A 23,776-nucleotide genomic window follows, 5' to 3' on the forward strand; every position below is an offset into this window, starting at 1 on the left:
CAAGGCTGTGCCTTGCTTCGGCCGAAGTTTGGTAAATGGATCAAGATGCTCTTGGGGGACGCGACGATGTCAAAACACGTGATTATTGCCGGAGCCGGGATCGTCGGCGTTTCGACGGGCATCTGGCTGCGCCGCTTTTGCGATGCAGAGGTCACGATCATTGATCGCTTGCCGCCAGGAGAAGGAACATCACATGGGAATGCGGGTGTACTCGCCGCCTGCGCCATTGCCCCTGTCACCGCACCGGGTTTGATCCGCAAGGCACCCAAGATGCTGATGGACCCGGACTTTCCTCTGTTTATGCGCTGGGGGTATTTCCCAAAGTTGCTACCGTGGTTGATCAAGTATCTGGGAACCGCAAATGACGCTGACACGCGTCGGATTGCCAGTGGTTTGGTTACTATCGTCGCGGACAGTGTCGATCAGCATAAGTCGCTGGTGACAGATACGGATGCGGCTTCTTGGGTCACTGAAAGCGACTATTCCTTTGCCTATACTAATCGCGCGGCGTTTGAGGCGGACAGCTACACGTGGGGTTTGCGCCGCGAAGCAGGATTTGAACCTTTGCTGCGCGAGGGCGAGGCCGCGCGAGAGTATGAGCCGCAGCTTTCTCCGTCGATAGGGTTGCTCGCGACGATGAGCGATCATGGCTACATCCGTGACCCGGGTGGGTATGTGAAGGCGCTGGCCAAAGTCTTTGAGGGGTTGGGCGGCACAATTTTGCAGGCCGAAATCAAGGATTTCGAGATGACCGACGGCAAGGTGACTGCTGTTGCGACGTCAGAGGGGCGTCAACCTTGCGATCAGGCGGTTCTGGCGACCGGGGTTTGGTCAAAACCGTTAATGAAGAAACTGGGATTGTCGATCCCGATCGAAGCGGAACGTGGATACCACGTCATCTTTGAAGACGCCCAAGGGGGGCCTTCGCACCCGGTTATGGTCGCAAGTGGCAAGTTTGTCGCCACACCCATGGCTGCTGGCCTGCGCTGTGCCGGGGTTGTTGAGTTTGGCGGATTGGAGGCGGGACCGTCCAAGGCGCCTCTGAATCTGCTGCGAAAACAGGCCAAAGCGGCCTTTCCAAACCTTTCCTACAAGGGAGAGATCGAATGGCTTGGACACAGGCCCGCGCCGTCCGATAGTCTGCCTTTGATCGGTGAAGTCCGGAATACAGGCGTGTTTACAGCCTTTGGACATCAACACATTGGATTGACCGGTGGTCCAAAAACGGGAAGGATCGTGGCAGGTCTTGTCGCGGAGCAACCTGTCAACACCGACATCGGTGCATTTGATCCCATGCGTTTTGCATGAGTCCGCAAAGAATTGACCACCAGGGAGACTAAAATGACAAAAGCTACAACACTATGCGCCAGCCTTGCGGCAGCCACGATGCTTGCGATGCCTGCGGCGGCAGAAGAAAAGTGGGACCTTCCCATGGCCTATTCCGGCTCCAATTTCCACTCGGTGACAGGTGCAGAGTTCGCCCAATGCGTGACCACCGGGACAGGTGGCGACATCGAGATCACGACGCACCCATCTGGATCGCTGTATGCGGGCGCAGACATTAAACGCGCGGTTCAGACAGGGCAGGTGCCAATCGGTGAGCGTCTGCTGTCAGGTCACCAGAACGAAAGCGCCATTTTTGGTTGGGATTCCGTGCCCTTCCTTGTGTCGTCCTTTGACGAACATGAGAAGCTGTACGAAGCTGCGTTGCCCCATGTTCAAGAGCTGTTGGCCGAGCAAAATATGACCATGCTCTATTCTGTGCCATGGCCGCCGCAGGGGCTGTATTTCAACAAGGAAGTGAACTCTGTCGCCGATATGGAAGGCCTGAAGTTCCGGTCCTACAACAACGCAACGGCTCGGATGGCGGAACTGACCAAGATGTTGCCTGTATCCATCGAGGCGGCTGAGATCAGCCAAGCCTTTGCCACGGGTGTTGCTGAATCCATGGTGTCGTCCGGTGCGACGGGTTACGACCGCAAGGTCTGGGAAAGCCTGAGCCACTTCTATTCCGTCGATGCGTGGCTGCCCCGCAACTATATGCTGATCAACAACGATGTCTGGTCAGATGTGTCTGACCAGAACAAGAACGTGATCAACGCTTGTGCCGCAATGGCCGAGTATGCGGGCACGTGGCGCGCCAAGGAATACACCGGCTTTACCCTCGCGGGTCTTGCAGAAGGTGGCATGACAGTTGGCGCTGCAGGTGATCAGTTGATGACCGATCTGCGCGCTGTGGGTGAAACCATGTCTGCCGAATGGCTCGAAGCTGCCGGCGAAACTGGCGCGGCCATCCTCGACGCTTACAACGCTGCTCAATAAGCACGAATGGCCCGGGCTGCTTTTGTGCGGCCCGGGCATTTTCCAGCCCCGGAGACTGACCTATGACGGGTGCCCTGCGCGGTCTGCGCCGCTTCCTTGATTTTCTGTATCTTGCCGCAGGTATTCTGGCTGCTCTGTGCCTGATTGCGATCCTGTTGTTGATTGTGGCCCAGATGGTTGCCCGCTGGACAGGCGAGATTTTTCCCGGCGCCGCCAACTATGCGGGCTACGCGATGGCAGCGGCCAGTTTCTTTGCCTTTGCCAATGCCCTGAACCGAGGGTCGCATATCAGGGTGTCGATCCTGCTGAATGCAGTGCCAATAAAACTTCGCAGGTTCATGGAGATCTGGTGTTTTGGCATTGCGGCGGCCGTGATGTGGTATTTCACCTACTACGCCTATTGGTTCACCTACTGGTCTTGGAAGTTCAACGAACTCAGCCAGGCACAAGACGCCACGCCTTTGTGGATCCCACAATCGGTTATGGTCATCGGCGGCGGCATTCTGGCCATCTCACTCACCGACCATCTGGTACACGTCATTTTCCGAGGGGATCACCGCATTCAGCGCGACCTCGTCGATCAAAGTTTCGCGGAGTAGCGTGATGGAAGAAATTTATGCAATCACCCTGTTCCTGTTTGTCCTGTTCCTGCTTTTGGGCACGGGGGTCTGGGTTGGGCTGGCCCTGATGGGTGTGGCCTGGGTTGGGATGGAGTTGTTCACCACCCGACCGGTCGGCGACACGATGATCACAACGATCTGGGCGTCGTCCTCCAGCTGGACGTTGACCGCGCTGCCCTTGTTCATCTGGATGGGAGAGATCCTGTTTCGAACGAGATTGTCCGAGGATATGTTTCGCGGTCTGTCCCCATGGCTGGCGCGTTTGCCGGGCGGGTTGGTGCATACCAATATCGTGGGCTGCACAGTGTTTGCGGCTGTGTCAGGGTCGTCTGCGGCGACGCTGACCACGGTGGGCAAGATGTCCATACCCGAGTTGCGGGCGCGAGATTATCCAGAGCGGATTGTGATCGGTACGCTTGCCGGGGCGGCAACGCTTGGTCTGATGATCCCGCCCTCTTTGGCGCTGATTGTCTATGGCGTGACGGTGAATGAAAGCATTACACAGTTGTTCTTTGCTGGCGTGTTTCCGGGTCTGTGTCTGGCGCTGATGTTTATGGGTTATGTGGCAATGTATTCGTGGTTTTCGGGCAACTGGAACCCGAAGCAAGAGACCGGAATGAGCTTTGGCGACAAACTGAAGAACTCGCGCTTTCTGATCCCGGTGTTGTGCCTGATCTTTGTGGTGATCGGGTCGATGTATGCGGGCTACGCCACTGCCACCGAAGCCGCCGCTATCGGAGTGATTGGCGCGCTTGTGCTGGCGGCAAGTCAGGGGTCGTTGAACTGGTCCACCTTTACCGAAAGCCTGATGGGGGCAACGCGCACATCTGCCATGATTGCGCTCATTCTTGCGGGGGCGGCGTTCCTGAAACTGGCTATGGGCTTTACCGGCCTGCCGCGTGCACTGGCTGACGGGATCGCGACTATGGACCTGTCGCGGTTTGAACTGCTGATGATCCTGATGGTGTTTTACATCGTGTTGGGGATGTTCCTCGACGGCATCTCGTCTGTTGTATTGACCATGGCCGTGGTCGAACCAATGGTACGCGAGGCCGGAATCGATCTGATCTGGTTTGGAATCTTTGTGGTTGTTGTGGTCGAGATGGCGCAAATTACACCGCCCATCGGGTTCAACCTGTTTGTGCTGCAGGGCATGACGGAACATGAAATGGGGTACATTACCCGAGCGGCCTTTCCGATGTTCATGATTATGGTGCTGATGTGCTTTGTGCTCATTTGGTTCCCTGATATTGCGATGTGGTTACCGGAAAACATGCGACAGGCTCCCTGACGGATGCTCAGTGCTCTGTCGTGGATCGGAGCGCAGGGACGCTATTGCCTGATTGTCGGTCTTTGCCTTGGCCTTCTGGCGCCCGGGCTGGCCGAGGTGATCCGTCCATGGATCGGGACGCTTGTGGCACTGCTGTTGCTTGTTACTGGGATCCGCATAGGTGCCCGTCAGGCCTTTGGTGAGCGTCGCGACCTTTGGCCAACGCTTCTGCGCATCGCTGCCTTTCAAACCGTATTGCCGCTGATCGTCATTGCCGCATTTGCCTTCGCTGGTCTATCACACTATCCACTGGCTATCGCTGTATCCTTGATGCTCGCGGCGCCTTCGCTGACGGGTGCGCCAAACTTTGCCATCATGATGGGGCTGGATCCAGCGCCCGGAATGCGCCTGCTGGTGATGGGAACGGCCCTGTTTCCGCTTACGGCATTCCCGGTTTTCCTGATCCTTGATCCGGCAGGCGGAGGCGTCATCAGTGGGATCAACCTGTCGCTGGGCCTGCTGCTGGCGATCCTGACGTCAGTCGGCGTCGGATTTGCAATCAGGCACTTGGTGCCCCGGTTGGCTGAAAAACAGATGCAAGGTGCGCTGGATGGGTGCGCGGCGCTTCTTCTGGCCATCGTGGTCGTTGGCCTGATGAGTGCAATTGGCCCGCTGTTGCGCAATGATCCTTTGGCCTTGCTTTTGTGGCTACTCGCGGCCCTTGCGATCAACTTTAGCCTCGTGGTTGTGACCTTGCGACTGTTCAACCGGGCGCGTTTGGCAATGGCGGTGCCGACCGCCATCTACGCCGGCAATCGCAATATCGCTCTGTTCCTGATCATGCTGCCGGACGAGATAGCCGCGCCGTTGATGATCTTCGTCGGCTGCTACCAAATCCCGATGTACCTGACGCCATTCCTGTTGTCGCGACTGAAGATGCCGAGCATTAAATCCACCCTGTGACGTTGCTCAGCTTGGTAGTTTTCCCACCACCCTTGAGAAGACCAATCTGTCAAACGTCAGGTCGGATATGATTGTGGCGACGGTTGCGCGGGATACTGATGAAGTTACCTTGCGCCTCGCGTCGTTTGCAGAAGTTGAAGCATCCTATTGCGAGCCTGTACCCAGACCTTTGGCTACGTAATTTCCGGAAGCCGTGTTGATTGCGTACTTAGACAGATAACAGGATCACTCGGCGGGTTGGTTTGATACAGGTACACCGCTTTTCAAACGCTCTCGAAGGGATTGCAGCAACACGTATAGGATTGGAATAATCACAACTCCAATAACTGTTGCGGCGAGCATGCCGCCAAATACGGCTATCCCGATCGCTTTCTGGCTGGCGGCGCCAGCACCCGATGCGACCAGCAAAGGTACCACGCCCAACAAGAAAGAAAGAGCCGTCATCATCACAGCGCGGAACCGCTGGCGCGCTGCTTCTAACGCGGCAGCGCGGATGCTGGCCCCTTTCGACCGCTGTTCCATTGCAAATTCAACAATCAGAATTGCGTTTTTGGATGCTAAACCAATCAACATGATCATGCCGATCTGGGTGTAGAGATTCACATCACCCCCGGTGACCAGTACTGCCGCCAAAGCGCCAAAAAGCGCCACTGTAACCGAAAGCAGAATGCCGAAGGGCATTGTCCAACTTTCGTATTGGGCAACGAGGAAAAGGTATCCGAACACAATTGCAGCGATGAGGACGAAGACGACTGTTCCGCCCGCGTCCTGTTGCTGTTGGGCCGTGCCTGTCCATTCGTAGCTGTAGCCGGGCGGCAGGGCCGTCAGGGATTCTTCTTGCATGATGGCAATGGCGTCACCGGTCGAAAAGCCTGCGGCGGGAACTGCTGTAACAGTTGCCGCGCGGAAGAGGTTGTATCTGTTCAACAGAACTGGGCCTAACACCTTTTCCACATTCATGAGTGTCGCAAGCGGCGCCATCTGCCCGTCAGCAGTGCGTACGTGCAAGCGTCCGATGTCTTCTACCGTATCGCGATAATCCGCGTCGGCCTGAATCATCACCCGATACACTTTGCCAAAAAGGTTGAGGTCATTGACGTAGATCGACCCCAGATGCGCTTGCAACGTCTGGAACACATCGCTGACAGGGATGCCAAGGGTGCGCGTTTTCTCTCGGTCGAGATCAACAAACAGCTTGGGCACATTCGCACTGAAGCTGGTGTAAGCCTGCGCAATTTCGGGGCGCTGGTTCACCGCATAAACAAGTGAATTGATGGCGGCAGAAAGGTCGCTGGCCGAGCCACCGCCTGTTTGCTGAACTTTCATTTCTACGCCCGCACTCACACCCAGACCAGAAATCGGGGGCGGGTTGAACGCGATGACTTTGGCCGACGCTTCTTGTGCTGCGATACCGAAAATCTGGGCAAGAATACCGTTGGCACTTTGCTCTTCGTCGGGACGTTCTTCCCAGTTATTCAGGTTGACGATAATCATCGCCCCGTTCGAGCCGGCGCCGTTCAGCAGGCTGAACCCGTTGACCTGAACGGTATTTGCCACACCGGGTATTTTCGAAATTTGTTCATTCAGACGCTCTGACACCACTTCGGTGCGTTGGACAGTCGCAGCGTCAGGCAATTGCACATCGACAAAAACATACCCGTTGTCTTCCAATGGCAGGAACCCTTGGGGCAACATGTTCATCAAACTTCCGGAACCGGCGCCGAGGCCAATGAGGATAACCAGTCCTATGATGGGAATGCGGATCAAACGCCCGACAATCGCGGCATAGCCGTCGCGCAACCCTCCGATGAGGCGTTCAAACACCGCCAACAGACCTTTGGGCGGACCGGACCGGGCTTTCAGAACGATCGCGCACAGCGCAGGTGACAGCGTCAGCGCGTTGATCGATGAGATCACCACAGCCACAGAGATGGTCACGGCGAACTGTGAAAACAGCTGACCGGAAATGCCCGGCATGAAAGTCACGGGAACGAACACGGCCAACAAGACGAGCGTTGTGGCGATCACCGGGGTTGTGATCTGCGTCATGGCTTTGGCGGTCGCTTCTGGCGGACTGAGGCCCTCGTCAGCAATGATGCGTTCCACGTTTTCGACAACGACAATCGCGTCATCAACAACGATGCCGATGGCCAGAACCAGAGCGAACAGCGAGATTGTATTCAGCGTCATTCCCATCAGCAGCAAAAAGGCGAAGGTCCCGATCAGAGACACTGGAATGGCCACGGCGGGGATGACGGTCGCCCGCGCACTTCCGAGGAAAATAAATACGACCGACATCACGAGAACGAAGGTCAGGATCAGCGTGGAAACCACGTCATTCAGCGACTGTTCGACAAAATCAGTGCTGTCAAACGGGACCTCATATTCGACGTCTTGCGGGAAAGCGGCCGACAAACGTTCCAGTTCGGAATAGACGCCTTGGGCGACTCCCAAAGCGTTTTCACCGGGTGCCTGGTAGACAGCCAGCACTGTTGCGGGCTGGCCTTGATAGCGCCCGGACACTCCGTAAGAGCTGGCACCCAACTCAATGCGGGCAATGTCTCCGAGGCGCAAAACGCTACCGGAATCTCCGGTGCGCACGATGATGTTTTCAAACTCCGAGGCTTGGGACAAGCGACCTTGCGCTGTGACAGAGTATTGAAACTGTTGCCCATCAGGGGCAGGGGGCGCCCCAATCTGGCCTGCGGAGACAATGATGTTTTGTTCTTGAATAGCCGCGATCACATCGGCGGGCGTGACGCCGAGCCCTGTCATGCGATCCGGGTCCATCCAAATCCGCATAGCGTAGGCGAAATCCGTCAGGACTTCGGCTTTGCCGACCCCGGGTACGCGTGCAAGCGCATCTTTGAGATTGATAGAGGCATAGTTGGACAGGAATACCTCGTCATAGGTTCCTTCGGGCGAATACAGTGTCGCAACCAACAGCATGCTGGTGGACGATTTTTCCGTTGATACCCCGGTTGAGGTGACTTCTACAGGTAGCCCGCTGGTGGCCTGTGCCACGCGGTTTTGCACGTTCACAGTCGCGATTGTCGGATCGGTGCCGACTTCGAATGTAACCGACAGGGAATACGATCCGGTGTCTGAGCTGTCGGAAGACATGTAGATCATGTCCTCAACGCCGTTGACCTCAGCCTCGATCGGAGCAGCCACCGTTGCTTCCACGGTCTCCGCATTGGCGCCTGTATACGATGCTGTAACGTTCACGACCGGAGGCGTGATATTTGGGAATTGCTCGACCGGGATCACGGCATAGGCGATCAGCCCCATGATCGTAAGGACGGTCGAAATGACGATGGCCATCTTGGGCCGTTTGATAAATACCGTGGAGAGCATGAATTCAGTTCCCCTCGGCCGTGCCAGCCAGAACCGCATTCACTTCGACGCCGGGGCGAACACGTTGCAACCCTTCGACGATGACGCTTTCGCCCTCACGCAGACCTTCCGTTACGACCACGTCAATTTCGTGCTGAGCACCAAGAACTACATAGCGTTGTTCAACCAACTGCTTGTCGGTCACCACCAACACAAAATCGCCTCGCTGGTCGCGTTGAACCGAATTTTGCGGAATGAGCACGCTCAAAGTCGGTTCCAGAGCCTCAATCACAACTGAGATGAATCCACCGTCGAGGATCATCCTGCGGTCGTTTTTGAATTCGGCACGTAGCGAAATTGTCCCGGTCGAGGGGTCAATCTGGTTGTCGATGAACACGATCTCGCCCGGCTCGTCCAGAAGGGTGCCGTTGGGCAGCTTAACAAACACATTGGGTGACTCACCGTCGTTCACCAAATCATCCACACCTTTGTCGAGACGATCCAGAACGCCCAAGAGTTGAGACTCCGAAAGCGAAAAGGTCACATATGTTGGGGTTTCTTGCACCACTGTCGCCAAGGGACCCGTCGAAGGCCCCACCAAAGCGCCAAGGCTGATATTTGATCGACCAATCCGCCCGTCGAACGGGGCCGTGATTGTGGTACGTTCAAGGTTGAGTTCAGCTTCCTTCAGAGAAGCTTGCGCAGAGGATAAATCGGCTTCTGCAACTGAGGCATTGGCCTCTGCGATGTCTTTTTCAGACTCCGCAATGGTGTCGCGGCGGAACAGCTCAGTTTTTCGAACCAGCTCAATCTCGGCAAGTTTTACGTTGGCCTCAGCACGCTGCACAGCGGCCTTTTGTCCTGCCACTTCCGCTGCATAGGTGTCTGGTTCGATCTTAAAAATCACATCGCCTGTTTTGACCAAGGAACCTTCTTCGGCGACAATTTCGGTAACGATCCCCGTCACGCGCGCGACCAGATCCGTAACCGCTGCAGCTTCGCCGCGACCAACAAATGTGGTCTCGCTCAAAAGCTCTTCGCTGTAGGCGGCAGATATGACGACCTTAGGCGCTGGCGTGGACTGTTCCTGCGCCAAGGAGAGCCCCGCGCTCATGCTTGTGACGCTGAGCACCACCGTCAGAAAAAGAACCGACAATCTCGAAGTCATGCTGTACCTGCCCCACCGTAAAGTTCTGTTAGCGTTGTCCGGATGTTTCCCGGCCAACGTTGCGCTATTTGGTTAAAAACACAATACAAAGACTATGGCCACCCGGATAGCAGTGGCGCGTCAAAGCAGGTGTTTGTTCAATTTAGATTGGCGTCAACTCATCCGAATAGCAGTCATTGGGGCAACGGGTAGCGCGCGACCATCCTGACCTTAAAGAACAAAGCCAATGTTCTGAACTGCCCAGTGTTCCTCTCGTGTCTGCATCACTGCAAGAAGGTTTTGCGTTCTCAGTAGACAGATTCAACTTTGGCAGAGTGCGTTTGTAGCGCACGAAATGCAGGAGACGTGCCACTTTTCATGTTGTCGCGTACCCGGCAAAGCCGCCGTTTATTCATCAATAATGCAAAACGATGCGATCTTGCTACGGAAAGGTTTTTTGCGAAGTTCGACGCAGCTGGTCAGAAGCGTTTAACCTAGCGTGCCCATTCAAGAGACGCCTTCAAGTGAACTTCCGAAAGAGTTTTGTTTGGTCGAACATATCCTCCAAACCTTCAATCCGCTCTTTGGTTTCGCTCCAATTCAACGTCTGAACCGCGGAGATCATCGTCTCGAGTAACAACATGATCGTTGCCATGGAGTCCCAAGCAGAGGGGGCCCCAATCCGATTGCTAAAGCAAATGTCTGACATCTGATGAATCGGTGAACGCCATTGGTCCGTGATCAATATCAACTTTGCGCCGCGAGACTTGGCGATTTCGGCGAGTTTCAGCGTGTTGTTTTCATAACGGCGTACATCGAAAATCACAAAAACGTCGCCTTCCTCCGCATTGAGCAGATAGTGCGGCCATGTGTTTGATGTCGACGGTACATGTGTCAGATTTGGCCTGACGACTTGCATGTGCAGGAAGAAGTATTCCGCCAGAGTGTGCGTAATCCGGCCGCCGACAATATACAGGTGACGTTCTCTATCGGCCATCAAGTCGCACGCGTGATCGAATGTGTTGGGGTCAATTTGACCCAACGTGTGGCGGATGTTTTCCAGTACGGCTTCTGTGAACCGGTTCAGGATATGTCCTGAGGGGGCTGCTTCGGCCCAGCTATCATGCTTGGCAATTGGGGTTTTAACCGTCGCTTTAAGCTCTTCGCGCAGGCCTGCTTGAAACTCAGGATATCCCTTGTATCCGAGTTTTTGCACCATGCGTGCAACCGTTGGCACCGATACACCTGCATCCTTGGCCAATGCGCTTAGCGGGCCCAGGCCAGATGCCGGGTAATCTTCCAGAACCGACAGGGCCAATTGGCGTTCGGCACGTGTCAAATCGTCCAGCATGTTATGAATGAGGTCTGAGATCGTTCGTTCCGTGTTTGCCATGCCTCACCTCAAATGTTCAAAAAATTATCAGCCGCTCGTGGTTTGTGATAAAATTTTCACAATTCTGTTGACAGTTGCCGGTTTTGGCAAGCAGCTTGTGTCTGAAGGAGTGCCATGGACAATCAAGACGACACAGATGTTATGACTATTTCGCGTGCATCCGGCGCGTCATCTGTCCTGTTGGTTTGTGAACATGCCAGCCACCACATCCCGTCAGAGCTGGACGATTTGGGTCTGAACGAAGTGGCGAGGTACAGTCACATTGCTTGGGACCCAGGGGCACTTGGTGTTGCGCGCAAGTTGTCAAAAGAGTTGGATGCAACGCTGGTAAGCTCAAAAGTGTCGCGCCTTGTCTATGACTGTAACCGTCCACCCGAGGCAAAAGATGCGATGCCGGCCGAGAATGAGGCTTACAAAATTCCCGGGAATGAGGCGCTCACATCCGCAGATCGAACGGCACGGACCGAGACATATTACAAACCGTTTCTACGGACACTTGCCGCGCAAGTATCATCAAAGACGCAACCCGTCATCGTAACGATCCACAGCTTTACGCCCGTCTACAACGGCTCTGCCCGTGAGGTCGAAATCGGGATATTGCACGACGCTGATCCGCGGCTTGCAGATGCAATTCTTGCGCAGGCGGATCGTTACAACGTGCAGCGTAACGCTCCTTATGGGCCAGACGATGGCGTCACACATACGCTCAAGGTGCACGGAGTTGCCAATGGGCATCTGAATGTCATGATCGAAATCCGCAACGACCTTATCCAAACAGAAGATGACCAATCATCAATGGGCATGGTGCTTGCCGCGTGGCTTGCGAAGGCTCTGAGCCAAATAGGGGTTGTCGCATGCAAGGCGTGATGCGCGGATATATTCGCAGCGTGGATGCTGTGAATTTTCGGCTTGGCCGCGTGATGATGTACGGCATCTTTGTGCTTATGGGCATTCTGCTTTGGTCTTCCATCAGCAAGACATTCTTTTTGCCAACGCTTTGGACGCTTGAAATGGCACAATTTGTGATGGTCGGATACTATATTCTCGGCGGGCCGTACTCCATTCAACTCGGTTCAAACGTGCGGATGGATCTGCTTTACGGCAACTGGAGTGTGCGACGAAAAGCTTGGTTTGATACCGTCACAATCTTGCTCCTGATTTTTTATCTGTGCGTCTTGTTTTACGGGTCGGTCAGTTCGACGGCCTATTCGCTGGGATATTGGAAAACGGAACCTTTCTCGTTCTTTGCCGGGCTCATCACCGGGAGCGAAGAGGTTGGCCGGTTGGAACGATCTTCTTCTGCGTGGCGCCCATATCTGTGGCCCGTCAAAGCAGTCATGATCCTCGGCTTCTTTTTGATGATCCTGCAGTGCGTTTCAGAGCTGTTCAAAGACATCATTCGTCTCAAAGGGGGCGAAGTCTGATGTCTTACGAAGTTATCGCCACTTTGATGTTTTCGACCATGATGTTGATGCTGCTGACGGGTCAGCGAGTATTCGGCGCGATTGGGTTCATTGCCGTTTTGGCAGCTTTGTTCCTGTGGGGTGACAAAGGCGGGTTTGACCTTGGGTTTGCTGCGGCCATGAAACTGATGAAATGGTTCCCGCTGCTGACGCTGCCGATGTTCATTTTCATGGGCTATGTGTTGTCGGAATCGAAGATCGCTGATGATCTTTACCGCATGTTCCATGTGTGGATGGGGGGGCTGCGAGGCGGCTTGGCGATTGGGACAATCGGGCTCATGGTTCTGATTTCTGCGATGAATGGTTTGAGCGTTGCGGGTATGGCCATTGGCGCAACGATCGCGCTGCCTGAACTTTTGAAGCGTGGATATGACAAACGCATGGTGACTGGAGTTATCCAGGCGGGTTCGTCTCTGGGTATCCTTGTTCCACCTTCTGTTGTGCTGGTGCTCTATGCGATGATCGCGCGTCAACCCGTTGGCCAGCTTTGGTTGGCTGGGATTGTACCGGGTCTGATGATGGCCACGATGTTCATCGTCTACATTGCTGTGCGCTGCCGCTTGAACCCCGCACTTGGCCCGGTGCTGGACGATGCAGATCGCGATATGCCAAGGGCTGAAAAGCTGCGGCTTTTGCGTGCCGGGCTTTTGCCGCTGGTCATCTTTGCAACCATGATGGTGCCATTTGTGAATGGATGGACTTCGCTGGTCGAAAGTTCTGCCATTGGCGCAATCACGGCGTTTCTCGCGGCCGTCGTCAAAGGGCGCATGACCCGCGAAGTGTTCGAAAACTCCGTCCGCAATACACTGGGCATCACCTGCATGTTCATGTGGATTATCCTTGCAGCCTTGGCGTTCGGGGCCGTTTTTGACGGGCTTGGCGCGGTTAAGGCAATCGAAGGCCTGTTCACAGAAAAGCTGAATCTCAGCCCGTGGATGATCCTGATCTTGATGCAGCTTAGCTTTATCCTGATGGGGACATTTTTGGATGATACAGCTATGCTGGTGATTGTCGCGCCTCTCTATGTGCCGTTGGTGGGTGCACTTGGCTTCGATCTGATCTGGTACGGAATCCTTTACACGATCACGACCCAGATCGCCTATATGACGCCGCCATTTGGGTACAATTTGTTCCTGATGCGGGCCATGGCTCCGCCCGAAATTTCGCTGCGTGATATCTACAGTTCCATCACTCCATTCGTGCTGGTCATGGTTTTTGCCCTGACGCTCGTGATGGTCTTCCCAGGTTTGGCGACTTGGTTGCCCGACTATGTTTACGGCAAATGAACTCATAAGCCGGGCCAACCGGCACTAAATCAACAAGGAGAACTTAAATGACGACGAGACGTAAGTTTATTAAAGGTGCCGCAGTCGCGGCCCCGGCAGCTGCATTGGGCGCCCCGGCGCTGGCACAAAGCACGATCAAGTGGCGGATGCAGACATACGCTGGCGCCGCTTTGGCCGCCGAAGTCATTGACCCTGCGATCAAGATGTTCAACGAGATTGCAGGCGACCGCATGCAGATTGAACTGTTCTATGCGGATCAACTGGTGCCCACAGGAGAATTGTTCCAAGCGATGCAGCGAGGAACAATTGATGCGGTGCAATCCGATGATGACTCGATGGCGTCGCCTACTGAAGTGACCGTGTTCGGCGGGTATTTCCCGTTCGGATCGCGCTATTCTCTCGACGTGCCGGTGTTGTTCAACCGTTATGGCCTGAATGAAATCTGGGCCGAAGAATACGCCGCTGTTGGTGTAAAACACGTCAGCGCTGGCGCTTGGGACCCTTGCCACTTTGCAACCAAAGATCCAATCCGCAGCCTTGAGGACTTGAAGGGCAAGCGGATCTTTACGTTCCCGACGGCTGGTCGCTTCCTCAGCCAATTTGGTGTGGTTCCTGTGAACTTGCCATGGGAAGATATCGAAGTTGCGGTACAAACCGGAGAGCTTGATGGCATCGCATGGTCGGGCATCACAGAAGACTACACTGTGGGTTGGGCAGACGTGACGAATTACTTCCTGACCAACAACATTTCGGGCGCCTGGATCGGTCACTTCTTTGCCAATATGGACCGCTGGAACGAACTGCCAGAAGATCTGAAAACTCTGTTCCAGGTGTGCTGCGAGCAATCGCACTACTATCGCCAGCACTGGTACTGGGGTGGCGAAGCCGACCTGCGTGTGAATGGCCCCAAAATGGAGCTGACAACAATTCCCGACGAAGAATGGGCGCAAGTCGAAGACGCGGCGCAAGTCTTCTGGGAAGAAATCGCATCCGAAAGCGACACCAAGCGCAAAGTCGTTGAAATCTTTAAGAAGTACAACGCAGACATGGTCAAAGCTGGCCGCCCGTATCGCTACGGTTAAACAACAAGTGGGGACGGCGTTGCGTCGTCCCCGCGTTCTGAAGTGAGAGAGTACCATGCAAGGCAAACTGAGTTTTGACGACCTGAGGTCCCGCGTCGGCGACGGCACAATTGATACCGTTCTGGTCTGTTTCCCCGATATGCAGGGTCGCCTTATGGGCAAGCGGTTTCACGCGGTGAACTTCGTCGAAACTTCGTTCAAGGAAACCCATTGCTGCAACTATCTGCTGGCAACGGATTTAGAGATGGCCACCCCGGATGGATATGCCGCAAGCAGCTGGGAAAAAGGCTATGGCGATTACATCATGGCGCCAGACCTGAATACGATCCGGGTGTTGCCTTGGCTGGAAGGCACAGCAATGGTTCTGTGCGATATTCTGGATCATCACACACATAAACCTGTTCCGCACTCTCCTCGCCAAGTGCTCAAAGCGCAAATAGCCCGCCTGCAAGAGCTTGGGTTTGATGCGATGATGGCGACCGAGCTTGAGTTTTTCCTGTTCGAACACTCCTTTGACGACATCCGAAAAGGCGGCTTTCGGGATCTAGTCCCGATCAGCGGATACAACGAAGACTACGCTATTTTGCAGACCACAAAAGAAGAAGGCGTGATGCGTCCGATCCGCAATCACCTTTTCAATGCGGGTCTGCCGATTGAGAACTCAAAAGGCGAAGCAGAGACCGGTCAGGAAGAGTTAAACATCCGCTACAGCGCCGCACTTGATTGCGCAGACCACCACACGATCGCCAAAAACGGCATCAAGGAAATCGCGTGGCAGCAGGGCCATGCCGCGACGTTCCTACCCAAATGGCACCACGACAAAGTCGGCAGTTCCAGCCACGTGCATCAGTCATTGTGGCAAGACGGAAAGCCGATGTTCTATGACGAGAACGCTGACCTTGGCATGTCAGAGTTGATGCAACACTACATGGCCGGGTTGATTTCCTATGCGCCAGATTACACGTTTTTTCTGGCTCCCTATATCAACAGCTACAAGCGTTTCGCCAAAGGCACCTTTGCCCCGACAAAAACGGTTTGGTCCGTAGACAACCGCACGGCCGGTTTCCGTCTGTGTGGGGACGGGACCAAAGGCGTGCGCGTTGAGTGTCGTATTGGTGGGTCGGATTTGAACCCGTACCTGGCGCAAGCCGCGATGCTGGCTGCCGGCATCAAGGGGATCGAAGACAAAATGTCACTGGCACCACCAACCAAAGGCGATGTTTACGAAGCTTCCAAAGCTGCTGACATCCCACAGACATTGCGCGCGGCGACGGAAACGTTGCGCAATTCCAAATTCTTGCGCGAAGCGATGGGGGACGCTGTGATTGACCACTACACCCGTTGCGCTGAATGGGAACAAGAAGAGTATGACCGCGTCGTGACCGATTGGGAAATCGCGCGTGGTTTTGAAAGGGCCTGACATGATCCGCTGTATTTCACCCATCGACGGCAGCGTTTTTGCCGAACGCGAAACACTGTGTTATGAGGCGGCCCAAGCTGTAACCGAACGCGCTCGCGCCGCACAATCCGACTGGGCAGCGCGGCCGCTAGACGACCGCATTGCGCTGGTGCGTGCTGCGGTCGCGATTATCGGCGATATGAATGACCGCATCGTCCCGGATCTGGCGCGCCAGATGGGGCGACCAGTGCGTTACGGCGGTGAGTTCGGTGGCTTTGAGGAGCGTGCCAGCTATATGGCCGACATCGCAACCGAGGCTTTGGCGGACATCACAATAGAAGACAGCGATGCGTTCCACCGTGTGATCAAACGTGTGCCACATGGCGTTGTTCTGGTCGTCGCACCTTGGAACTACCCATATATGACTGCGATCAATACAGTCGCGCCGGCCCTGATTGCGGGCAACACAGTCATGCTGAAACATGCAAGCCAAACGCCGCTCGTTGGTGAACACTTGGCCGAGGCGTTTCATGCCGCAGGTATACCGGAAGACGTGTTTCAGAATGTATTCCTCGATCATGAAACGACCGCGGGCCTTATCGCCGCCAAATCGTTTGGTTTTGTGAATTTCACAGGTTCGGTTGGAGGCGGTCAGGCGATCGAACGCGCCGCCGCAGGTACGTTCACCGGGCTCGGGCTTGAACTGGGCGGGAAAGATCCGGGCTATGTTTGCGACGACGCAGACGTCGATGCTGCGGCCGAAACTTTGATCGACGGTGCGATGTTCAACTCGGGTCAATGCTGTTGCGGGATCGAGCGCATATATGTGGCTGAAGGCCACTTTGATGCATTCGTTGAAAAGGCGATCAAGATCGTCAACGGCTATACACTTGGTGATCCTCTGAATGCTGAGACCACGATTGGACCGATGGCACACAAACGCTTTGCCGATGAGGTGCGCGCACAAATTGCGGAGGCCATAGCAGCCGGTGCAACCGCCCACATCGAAACTTTTGCTCAGGACGACGGCGGCGCGTACCTAACGCCGCAAATTTTGACGAACGTGAGCCACGATATGCGCGTGATGCGCGACGAAAGCTTTGGGCCTGTTGTCGGTATCATGCCTGTGAAGGATGACGCACAGGCGATTGAGCTGATGAATGACAGCCAGTTTGGTTTGACCGCATCAGTCTGGACACAAGAGGTCGCGCGGGCCGAAAACATCGCAGATCAGATTCAGACGGGAACAGTATTTATGAACCGTGCCGACTATCTTGATCCCGCACTATGCTGGACCGGGTGCAAGGACACCGGGCGTGGCGGTGGGCTGTCCGTCATCGGTTATCACAACCTGACGCGCCCAAAATCCTATCATCTCAAAAAGGGGTAATCCCATGTCTCTTATCGCGAATTGGTCTTACCCAACTGCTGTCCGTTTTGGGGCGGGGCGTATCTCGGAAATCGGTGATGCTTGCGTGGCCGCCGGAATCAAAAACCCGCTGCTGATCACGGACCGCGGCTTGGCTGAAATGGAGATTACCTCAAGAACGCTCGACTTGCTGGAGGCCGCCGGGTTGGGCCGCGCAATATTTGCCGATGTTGATCCGAACCCAAACGAAAAGAACGCCGCTGCTGGCGTTCAGGCGTTCAAAGACGGTGGACACGACGGGGTGGTCGCGTTCGGCGGCGGCTCTGGGTTGGACCTTGGGAAACTGGTTGCGTTTCTGGCTGGACAGACCCGACCGCTTTGGGATTTTGAAGATATTGGCGATTATTGGACCCGCGCTGATGCGAGTGCCATCGCGCCCATCGTGGCGGTGCCGACAACGGCTGGAACAGGGTCCGAAGTAGGCCGCGCGTCGGTCATTACCAACTCGGAAACAGAAGAAAAAAAGATAATCTTCCACCCCAAGTTCCTGCCGGCAGTGGTAATTTGTGACCCGGAACTGACCGTTGGTATGCCAAAGTTCATCACCGCAGGCACAGGGCTGGACGCCTTTGCGCATTGTGTGGAGGCATTCTGCTCGCCGCACTATCATCCGATGTCTCAAGGCATGGCATTGGAAGGCATGCGGCTTGTGAAAGAATACCTGCCGCGTGCCTATGACGATGGGAGTGACTTGGAAGCACGCGCGCACATGATGTCGGCCGCTGCGATGGGGGCCACAGCCTTTCAAAAGGGTCTGGGCGCGATTCATGCTTTATCTCACCCAATTGGTGCGATCTATCACACCCATCATGGCACAACGAATGCAGTCTGCATGCCCGCCGTTCTGCAATTCAACAAACCGGCCATCACTGGCGTTCTGACTGATGCTGCAAACTATTTGGGCATTGCGGGCGGTTTTGATGGGTTCTGCGCTTATGTTGACGCGTTGAATGCTCGGCTTGGCGTGCCAAAAACTCTCACAGACCTTGGCGTCACAAGTCCGGATATCGAACGCATCGTTGCGGGCGCTCTGGCTGATCCGAGCACGGGCGGAAATCCGATTGGGATGAACAAAGAAAACACCACAGAATTGCTGAAATCTCTGTTTTAATCAGCGTCGTAGCGTCAGTTCGGTCTTTGGCGACTGGATCGAGCGTCCGCATCTTTAAAGCCGGTCGCGATGCAGTGGAAGATTCAAGGGCGGCTGAGGTGCAAAGCGGTAAGAGTAGTCTTTGAAGTAGCAACAAGATGTTGTGTCCGCATTGCACTCATTCGATTCCATAATATGCAGCACGAGGCGCCAATGTTGTTCTTGGCGGGAAATGGATAGGGTTTCGGCCGAATTGGGTGCGAGTTTAGTTTGGTTGGCCGTTCCAAACTTTTTTGAGAACCTGTTCGTCCATGCCGACACTGTGCTTGTTTTCCGGGAAAGCGCCCGAGTTCACATCCGCGATGAATTCCTTGTAGGCCGCGACTCGTTCAGTCTGCATCCGATCGCGCTCAGCCGCAAAGTTTCTGTAGGTCTTCGCGTGGCGGGGGGTATGGCCGCGGTTCTCACCCAGGATGTCCGCCGAAAAGAGGTACTGTGCGTCACAGCCGCCTCCGGAGCCCAGCGAGATCGTCAGCATCGACGTGCGCTTGGTAATTTCAGCGGCAAGGGGGGCAGCGACCACTTCCATTTCCACAGCAAACGCACCCGCCTGTTCAAAGTCCTGAACCGACTGCCATATCGACTGAGCCTGATCCAAGGTCTTTCCTACCGCCCGATAACCGCCCGTCCACGTGGCCTTGGGCGGCACCAGACCCACGTGGCAGATGACCGGTACACCCTCACGCGCCAGCGCCTCAACCAAGGTCGGACTATAGCCGCAATAAACCGATTGCGCGCCCGCTTGCATTGCGGCCATGGCGTCACGCAACGCTTCTGTGGCGTCGGCATGTTTGCCCCACGGCAGGCCAAACTGAAAATGGGTCTGAGGCACAGCTTTGGCGAAATGCGCACGTTCGGGAACGAAAGCCGTCCCGATCATGTCCATGCCTGCTTCGGCTGCGGCAATCGCCTCTTCCTCACGCGCCACCTGAACATAACTGATCTGCCGAACGCCCTTGAGAGCGCGCAGGTCCATGATGGTGAGCGATCCGTTCATTTGCCCATGATCCTTTTTCGCCGTTCTTGCATCTTTTCGTTGGCGGCAACTGTCCCATCGTGGAACGATCCAAACCACTTGTCCCAGGGGATATCGAGACTGCCGTAGTTACACTCGAAATAGCGGTGATGCATCTGGTGGTGAAACGTGCCCAAGGCGAGCCGATTCTTGTCGCCTACAAGTAGCCCCTGAAAGCCTGTGTGTGTCGTAATGGCAGTCAGGAAATAATATTGCAGGTGGAACAGAATATGCACCGGATGCGCCCCGATTATCAGGTGCACGAATACCGAACCTAGGAAAACGATTTGTTCGACCGGATGCATCGACATGCCGGACCATGGCCCGACGTTGATGTTGCGGTGATGCAGTGAATGGACGTGCTTGTACAGAAACGGGACATGCAGGGCACGGTGGATGACATAGAAATAAAAGCTCTCCCAAATGGGGATGAGAAAGAAGATTGCAATGAACCAAATCGGGTTCGCCTCAAAAGTAATCAAGCGCATGTGGCCGTTTGCCAGCGCACAGAACAGCAGAACCTCAAAGGCTGTCCAGATCAGAACGCCTGTGCCGAGCGTCCAGAACATGTTGTCGCGAACCTGACCGCCTAGAGTGAACTGACGCCCGTTGATCATCAGAGGACGCGGATCAAACTTCAGCTGCTTGCCTTGAGCGGAGTAGGTGTAGAACCACAAGTGCAACGATCCTGCGACCAGCAGGGTCAGTACGATGTTGCGGAGATACATCTGAGCGACCCAACCCCATTCGAAGGTTTGAACCGTCTCCAGCGAAGGCTGAAACCAGATGTAGCAGACAAAGGCGATCCCTACGATGATCAGCTTTTCAGTGATCAGAAACCAGGAATTCCAGACCCATTTGAACATCTCAATCAGGTTCAGCGGCCAGATGAAAAACGGAGAAGTTTTCAACGGGAGTTCGGGCAGATGGTTCCACCCTTTGAGTTGCTCTTCGGACATGCCGTCGCCTTTGAGGTTGTTTGCGCAACATTGACACGACCGCATTCCTGCAGCAAACAGAATTAATCTACGAAGTAGCTCGGAAATTCTGATGAATGACGTCTGTTTCTCTTAAATCCATGCAGTATTTCAGCACAGCGGTGTCGCTTGGCAGCATTTCAAAAGCTGCTGCACAGCTGAACATCGCCGCCTCGGCTGTGTCCGCAGCCATCGATCAGGTTGAGGCAAGTTTCGAGTTGACGCTGGTCACCCGGCAAAGATCGCGTGGGATCACTGCGAACACCAACGGCCGTTTGATCGCTCAAAAATTCGACCGGCTTCTGGAGGACTACCAGTCTATCCTTTTAGAGGGGGCAGAACTGAAACAATCTCTCGGAGGCGACTTGCGCGTTGGCTATTACGCGCCTGTTGCGCCTGCGTTTCTGCCAGATATCTTTGCGAAATTCCTGCCCAAGAACAGCGGCGCAATTCTGCATCTTCAGGAATGCGACAACGATCAAGCGCAGGACGGGCTGTTAAACGGCGATTTCGACGTCATTCTTTTTGTCACGGAAGGGACAAAGGCGTCTGTCGACTACGATGTTCTGATCGAGGCACCACCGTACTGCTTGCTTCCCACGTCACATCCCTTGGCCTGCAAGGATACTGTGAGCCTTGCGCAGATTGCGCAGGAGCGACTCGTCGTTCTCGACCGACCCGTGGTTGCGTCCTATTATCAAAAGCTCTTCAAGGATTTTGGAGCTGATATCAAAATAGCCGCCTACGCCAATTCGACAGAGATGGTTCGAAGCCTGGTGAGCCAAGACCATGGCTGTGCAGTTCTCAATATGCGGCCGCTAACAGAAGAAGCTTACAGCGGTCTTGGAGTGGTGAGCCGGCCGATATCAGACCCGCTGCGCCCATTGACCCTTGCCGTCGGGTACGATCGGGCGCAGCCGAGGCGCATCGTCCAGCACTTTGTGCAAGCTTGCGACGCGTATTTCACGAAAGAGCGCACTGAACGCCGCGTTACGTGTTTCGGAGATTAAGGGGGAGGCTCATCCACCACCAAAGGCGGCTTGCGGTTGGCCGCAGTGCAGTGACAAGTCAATCGATGAACGGTCGGAATGTAATGAGCGCTCGATTGCTCCGCTGACGAGATTTGCAGCTTACTAATAAGTGGTGGTTCATTCCGAATGTGTTTAGGCTCGGCTCAATTGTTGCTGGTGGCTTCCCAGTGGTTGGATTGAGCGTAGATGCGTCATGGTTTGTCCAAAACGGCGCGGTTCCACCGAAAGCGGGTTAGCAAGAAAACGGTTAGCCGAAGAATGCCCCAGCCTTCATGGCTTGCATTTCCAATGCGACCTGGGTGCGCAACTTTGCATTTACTTTTACCCCAAATTCTTTGAACTTTTTGCCCAAGTCATGCAGCGCTGTTACGGGTACATGAAACCATAACTTCGACGTCGACGATATCGATTGGGGAGCTGAAGCTGCGGCGCCAAAGTGCGAGAGACCAAACGAAGCGACGTTCAGCAGCTCCCGATAGGACAATCAAATTGAGCACTCAGAGCTGCATCAACTCTGCAAGATTAGTTTAGGTCCTTGAGGGACTCACGCAGCACGAGAGAGCTTTCCAACTGTTCGGACAGGCCATTGCTTTGTTGCTCGACCATGCGGACCAGTTCGGCGGCGGCGCGGCGTCCCATTTCCCGGTGGGGGACGTGTACCGTGGTCAAGGTGGGAGTGAGAATGCGGGCCAATTCAATGTCGTCAAACCCAGTTATTGAAATGTCTTCCGGAATGGAAAAGCCCAGTTCGCGTGCTCGGCGCATTGCACCGGCGGCCAGAACGTCATTGCCGCACATCACGACCGTCGGTCGTGTTTCGCCTTCCATCAACTGATCAAAGGCCAGTGCCCCATTCTCAATATCGTACGGGGTTTCGACAATTGGAATCTTTGCGGGGTCGAGGCCATTTTCCAAAATTGCATCCATGATGCCCTGTCGGCGACCCTCGGCGCGGTCATTGCCCTCAACGATGCCGGAAATGACCGCTATGTCCCGATGACCCATCGAAATCACCTTGTTCGCCAAGGCTTGCATTGATCTGCGATTGTCGAAACCGATACAGGCCGGTTCAGCGCCAGGTAGAAACGCCCAGGCAAGTAAGGCAGGAATCGCGCGCTGGCCGAGGTAGTCATAGATATCGGGGTTGCGGGCATATCCGATCAGCAACAAGCCATCAGCGCCGCGCGCCACAAGTGCGCGCACTTGCTCGGCCTCGATTTCGGGTTTGTACGAGGTGCTGGACACCAGCAGTGTGTAGCCGCGTGCATGCAACTCTTCCTGAAAAGCCTGTAACCCACGTGCGAAAATGGCGTTCTCCATGGTTGGGATAATGGCCCCAATCGTGAAAGTACGCTTGGCGGCCATGACCCGCGCACCGAAATTCGGCGTGTAACCGAGTTCCTCAACCGCACGCATCACCCGAGTACGGGTGCGCTCCACAACCCGTTCCGGAGTATTCAGACAGCGCGATACCGTGGCGGTCGACACGCCTGCTTTTCTAGCGACATCGTCTAGCGTTGGAACGGTTCGAGTCGTGGACATTATCCCGCCTGTCTGGGTTTCAGTTTTCTTGAACGCAATCTTTCAAAAAGTCAAAGAGTTCATCTCATATGTAAGCGCTTGCACGAATCAAATGTAAGCGCTTACAATAGCGTCAGAACAATAATCATTTCGGGCCTTCTCTCATGTTCCTTGTCGCTTCCCTGATCGTCTTTGTCGTGTACTTCGCCAACGTCGCTCTCGGGGCATATGCCTCAAGCGCATTTCTGGGGGATGTCGGTGAAATGCTGGTTCTGTTTGCCGCGTCGATCCTGTTTGTCGTCGCCATTCTTCAAAAAGAAGCTGACCGAAATAACAAAAACGGCAGTTAAGGACTTTCTGGGAGGAAACCAA

Annotated in this window: 20 protein-coding genes; 14 read left to right on the forward strand and 6 right to left on the reverse strand. The window is 54.9% G+C overall.

Features of this window, described 5'->3' with window-relative positions; translation table 11 throughout:
• Positions 1-66 precede the first annotated feature (66 nt).
• The 5 genes from ABJD00_RS14645 to ABJD00_RS14665 all read left to right on the forward strand — a co-directional run bounded on the left by ABJD00_RS14645 (position 67) and on the right by ABJD00_RS14665 (position 5,175).
• Positions 67-1,308, forward strand: coding sequence for an NAD(P)/FAD-dependent oxidoreductase (locus ABJD00_RS14645; protein WP_413836230.1), 1,242 nt, complete (start codon positions 67-69; stop codon positions 1,306-1,308).
• Between the two features lie 33 nt (positions 1,309-1,341).
• The gene (locus ABJD00_RS14650; RefSeq protein ID WP_413836227.1) at positions 1,342-2,322 is read left to right on the forward strand and encodes a TRAP transporter substrate-binding protein; all 981 of its coding nucleotides are present in this window, start codon (positions 1,342-1,344) and stop codon (positions 2,320-2,322) included.
• A gap of 62 nt (positions 2,323-2,384) precedes the next feature.
• A complete protein-coding gene (locus ABJD00_RS14655) occupies positions 2,385-2,921 on the forward strand; it encodes a TRAP transporter small permease (protein ID WP_413836225.1) in 537 nt (178 codons plus the stop codon).
• A 4-nt stretch (positions 2,922-2,925) separates the two neighbouring features.
• The gene (locus tag ABJD00_RS14660; RefSeq protein ID WP_413836222.1) at positions 2,926-4,233 is read left to right on the forward strand and encodes a TRAP transporter large permease; all 1,308 of its coding nucleotides are present in this window, start codon (positions 2,926-2,928) and stop codon (positions 4,231-4,233) included.
• Positions 4,234-4,236: 3 nt separating this feature from the next.
• Complete coding sequence (locus ABJD00_RS14665; protein WP_413836220.1) at positions 4,237-5,175, forward strand: hypothetical protein; 939 nt, start codon at positions 4,237-4,239, stop codon at positions 5,173-5,175.
• 225 nt (positions 5,176-5,400) lie between these two features.
• Here ABJD00_RS14665 and ABJD00_RS14670 read toward each other — a convergent pair whose 3' ends face one another.
• The 3 genes from ABJD00_RS14670 to ABJD00_RS14680 all read right to left on the reverse strand — a co-directional run bounded on the left by ABJD00_RS14670 (position 5,401) and on the right by ABJD00_RS14680 (position 11,051).
• Positions 5,401-8,532: an efflux RND transporter permease subunit gene (locus tag ABJD00_RS14670; RefSeq protein ID WP_413836217.1), complete on the reverse strand. Its 3,132-nt coding sequence runs from the start codon at positions 8,530-8,532 to the stop codon at positions 5,401-5,403.
• A 4-nt stretch (positions 8,533-8,536) separates the two neighbouring features.
• On the reverse strand, positions 8,537-9,679 hold the full coding sequence (locus ABJD00_RS14675; protein WP_413836215.1) for an efflux RND transporter periplasmic adaptor subunit: 1,143 nt from the start codon (positions 9,677-9,679) through the stop codon (positions 8,537-8,539).
• A 499-nt stretch (positions 9,680-10,178) separates the two neighbouring features.
• Positions 10,179-11,051: a MurR/RpiR family transcriptional regulator gene (locus ABJD00_RS14680; RefSeq protein ID WP_413836213.1), complete on the reverse strand. Its 873-nt coding sequence runs from the start codon at positions 11,049-11,051 to the stop codon at positions 10,179-10,181.
• 114 nt (positions 11,052-11,165) lie between these two features.
• Between ABJD00_RS14680 and ABJD00_RS14685 the strand changes: the two genes are divergently transcribed.
• Genes ABJD00_RS14685 through ABJD00_RS14715 form a run of 7 tightly spaced genes read left to right on the forward strand, consistent with a single transcriptional unit; the run spans position 11,166 to position 18,821 of the window.
• On the forward strand, positions 11,166-11,918 hold the full coding sequence (locus ABJD00_RS14685; protein ID WP_413836211.1) for an N-formylglutamate amidohydrolase: 753 nt from the start codon (positions 11,166-11,168) through the stop codon (positions 11,916-11,918).
• Complete coding sequence (locus ABJD00_RS14690) at positions 11,906-12,475, forward strand: TRAP transporter small permease subunit (protein WP_108838005.1); 570 nt, start codon at positions 11,906-11,908, stop codon at positions 12,473-12,475. The genes ABJD00_RS14685 and ABJD00_RS14690 overlap by 13 nt, the downstream gene beginning before the upstream one ends.
• A complete protein-coding gene (locus ABJD00_RS14695; RefSeq protein WP_413836208.1) occupies positions 12,475-13,800 on the forward strand; it encodes a TRAP transporter large permease in 1,326 nt (441 codons plus the stop codon). Before ABJD00_RS14690 ends, ABJD00_RS14695 begins: the two co-directional genes overlap by 1 nt.
• A gap of 47 nt (positions 13,801-13,847) precedes the next feature.
• Positions 13,848-14,882 (forward strand): TRAP transporter substrate-binding protein, encoded by a 1,035-nt coding sequence (locus ABJD00_RS14700; RefSeq protein ID WP_108838003.1) that lies wholly within the window; start codon positions 13,848-13,850, stop codon positions 14,880-14,882.
• 55 nt (positions 14,883-14,937) lie between these two features.
• Entirely contained in the window at positions 14,938-16,302 is a 1,365-nt protein-coding gene (locus tag ABJD00_RS14705; protein ID WP_413836204.1) for a glutamine synthetase family protein, read from the forward strand.
• Between the two features lies 1 nt (position 16,303).
• Entirely contained in the window at positions 16,304-17,671 is a 1,368-nt protein-coding gene (locus tag ABJD00_RS14710; RefSeq protein WP_413836201.1) for an aldehyde dehydrogenase family protein, read from the forward strand.
• A gap of 4 nt (positions 17,672-17,675) precedes the next feature.
• Positions 17,676-18,821: an iron-containing alcohol dehydrogenase gene (locus tag ABJD00_RS14715; protein WP_413836198.1), complete on the forward strand. Its 1,146-nt coding sequence runs from the start codon at positions 17,676-17,678 to the stop codon at positions 18,819-18,821.
• 244 nt (positions 18,822-19,065) lie between these two features.
• Here ABJD00_RS14715 and ABJD00_RS14720 read toward each other — a convergent pair whose 3' ends face one another.
• On the reverse strand, positions 19,066-19,857 hold the full coding sequence (locus tag ABJD00_RS14720) for a 3-methyl-2-oxobutanoate hydroxymethyltransferase (protein ID WP_413836195.1): 792 nt from the start codon (positions 19,855-19,857) through the stop codon (positions 19,066-19,068).
• A complete protein-coding gene (locus tag ABJD00_RS14725) occupies positions 19,854-20,834 on the reverse strand; it encodes a sterol desaturase family protein (protein WP_413836193.1) in 981 nt (326 codons plus the stop codon). The genes ABJD00_RS14720 and ABJD00_RS14725 overlap by 4 nt, the downstream gene beginning before the upstream one ends.
• 95 nt (positions 20,835-20,929) lie before the next feature.
• On the opposite strand from ABJD00_RS14725, the gene ABJD00_RS14730 reads away from it, so the two are divergent.
• A complete protein-coding gene (locus ABJD00_RS14730; RefSeq protein ID WP_413836191.1) occupies positions 20,930-21,862 on the forward strand; it encodes a LysR substrate-binding domain-containing protein in 933 nt (310 codons plus the stop codon).
• Positions 21,863-22,405: 543 nt separating this feature from the next.
• Here the strand turns inward: ABJD00_RS14730 and ABJD00_RS14735 are convergent.
• Positions 22,406-23,425, reverse strand: a complete 1,020-nt coding sequence (locus tag ABJD00_RS14735) for a LacI family DNA-binding transcriptional regulator (RefSeq protein ID WP_413836188.1) — start codon at positions 23,423-23,425, stop codon at positions 22,406-22,408.
• A 143-nt stretch (positions 23,426-23,568) separates the two neighbouring features.
• On the opposite strand from ABJD00_RS14735, the gene ABJD00_RS14740 reads away from it, so the two are divergent.
• A complete protein-coding gene (locus tag ABJD00_RS14740) occupies positions 23,569-23,754 on the forward strand; it encodes a hypothetical protein (RefSeq protein WP_108839179.1) in 186 nt (61 codons plus the stop codon).
• Positions 23,755-23,776 lie beyond the last annotated feature (22 nt).

Origin of the sequence: Tateyamaria sp. (assembly GCF_039945315.1) — a bacterium.
GTDB lineage: Bacteria > Pseudomonadota > Alphaproteobacteria > Rhodobacterales > Rhodobacteraceae > Tateyamaria.

Bases quoted from the DNA above. Each gene is read 5' to 3' on its own strand.
- ABJD00_RS14645 (WP_413836230.1), top strand. From the start codon at position 67: ATGTCAAAACACGTGATTATTGCCGGAGCCGGGATCGTCGGCGTTTCG.
- ABJD00_RS14650 (WP_413836227.1), top strand. From the start codon at position 1,342: ATGACAAAAGCTACAACACTATGCGCCAGCCTTGCGGCAGCCACGATG.
- ABJD00_RS14655 (WP_413836225.1), top strand. From the start codon at position 2,385: ATGACGGGTGCCCTGCGCGGTCTGCGCCGCTTCCTTGATTTTCTGTAT.
- ABJD00_RS14660 (WP_413836222.1), top strand. From the start codon at position 2,926: ATGGAAGAAATTTATGCAATCACCCTGTTCCTGTTTGTCCTGTTCCTG.
- ABJD00_RS14665 (WP_413836220.1), top strand. From the start codon at position 4,237: ATGCTCAGTGCTCTGTCGTGGATCGGAGCGCAGGGACGCTATTGCCTG.
- ABJD00_RS14670 (WP_413836217.1), bottom strand. From the start codon at position 8,532: ATGCTCTCCACGGTATTTATCAAACGGCCCAAGATGGCCATCGTCATT.
- ABJD00_RS14675 (WP_413836215.1), bottom strand. From the start codon at position 9,679: ATGACTTCGAGATTGTCGGTTCTTTTTCTGACGGTGGTGCTCAGCGTC.
- ABJD00_RS14680 (WP_413836213.1), bottom strand. From the start codon at position 11,051: ATGGCAAACACGGAACGAACGATCTCAGACCTCATTCATAACATGCTG.
- ABJD00_RS14685 (WP_413836211.1), top strand. From the start codon at position 11,166: ATGGACAATCAAGACGACACAGATGTTATGACTATTTCGCGTGCATCC.
- ABJD00_RS14690 (WP_108838005.1), top strand. From the start codon at position 11,906: ATGCAAGGCGTGATGCGCGGATATATTCGCAGCGTGGATGCTGTGAAT.
- ABJD00_RS14695 (WP_413836208.1), top strand. From the start codon at position 12,475: ATGTCTTACGAAGTTATCGCCACTTTGATGTTTTCGACCATGATGTTG.
- ABJD00_RS14700 (WP_108838003.1), top strand. From the start codon at position 13,848: ATGACGACGAGACGTAAGTTTATTAAAGGTGCCGCAGTCGCGGCCCCG.
- ABJD00_RS14705 (WP_413836204.1), top strand. From the start codon at position 14,938: ATGCAAGGCAAACTGAGTTTTGACGACCTGAGGTCCCGCGTCGGCGAC.
- ABJD00_RS14710 (WP_413836201.1), top strand. From the start codon at position 16,304: ATGATCCGCTGTATTTCACCCATCGACGGCAGCGTTTTTGCCGAACGC.
- ABJD00_RS14715 (WP_413836198.1), top strand. From the start codon at position 17,676: ATGTCTCTTATCGCGAATTGGTCTTACCCAACTGCTGTCCGTTTTGGG.
- ABJD00_RS14720 (WP_413836195.1), bottom strand. From the start codon at position 19,857: ATGAACGGATCGCTCACCATCATGGACCTGCGCGCTCTCAAGGGCGTT.
- ABJD00_RS14725 (WP_413836193.1), bottom strand. From the start codon at position 20,834: ATGTCCGAAGAGCAACTCAAAGGGTGGAACCATCTGCCCGAACTCCCG.
- ABJD00_RS14730 (WP_413836191.1), top strand. From the start codon at position 20,930: ATGACGTCTGTTTCTCTTAAATCCATGCAGTATTTCAGCACAGCGGTG.
- ABJD00_RS14735 (WP_413836188.1), bottom strand. From the start codon at position 23,425: ATGTCCACGACTCGAACCGTTCCAACGCTAGACGATGTCGCTAGAAAA.
- ABJD00_RS14740 (WP_108839179.1), top strand. From the start codon at position 23,569: ATGTTCCTTGTCGCTTCCCTGATCGTCTTTGTCGTGTACTTCGCCAAC.